The following is a 615-nucleotide window of genomic DNA, read 5'->3' as shown; positions in this document are numbered from 1 at the left end:
CTCGGTGTCGCGGGCGATGATCGCCCGCCGTTGATGCACGGTGAACACCCGGTCGGTGACCGTGATCCCCACGATCCTGCCCTGATCGACCAGCACCCGTTGGATCGCCCCGGAACAGGCCGTGTGCACCGCCGCGGTGGTGGGGATCGTCGCGTCCGACCCGGGCAGGCGCGCCCGTCCGGTGTTCGCGGCCAAGTCGTTCGCGTCGACCGTGACGACCAGGGTCGGTGCCGCGCCACCCAGGGACGGCATGTCCGCATGTCGGGCCGCGATCCCCACCGCTGCCGCGAACGCATCATGACGTTTCTGGGTGTGGGTGCGCGGATCGATCACCGCCCGCGGATCCGCATTCCACCGATCCGACCCGACGGCACCGTGATCGAGTCCAGCAGGATCGTCCCTGACCGGATCGACCACGGCGGGATCGACCGCGATGTCACGTCCGACACCGGAAGAGGGGTTCCCGTCCTCGTCTGGGGAGGGTTCGAAGCGGACGCCGGTCGGGTGGGGTGGGCCGTCGACTTTCGGGTTGAGCATCGCATCCAGGACCGCCTGCAGCTGCGCCGCGGCATCCGGGAGCAGGTGCCCGGTGATCCGATGCAACCCGTTGTGCAG

1 protein-coding gene is annotated in these 615 nt (G+C 69.6%); it reads right to left on the bottom strand.

Annotated features, from left to right (window positions below):
* Positions 1-603: DUF222 domain-containing protein (locus RAC81_RS16945; RefSeq protein WP_375083439.1), on the bottom strand; the 603-nt coding region annotated here is incomplete at its 3' end.
* Positions 604-615: the final 12 nt, after the last annotated feature.

The organism is Microbacterium sp. CR_7 (genome assembly GCF_041954755.1).
Taxonomy (GTDB): Bacteria; Actinomycetota; Actinomycetes; order Actinomycetales; family Microbacteriaceae; genus Microbacterium.
Note: the sequence above shows the minus strand (reverse complement) of the source record. Positions and strands in the feature narration are given on the sequence as shown.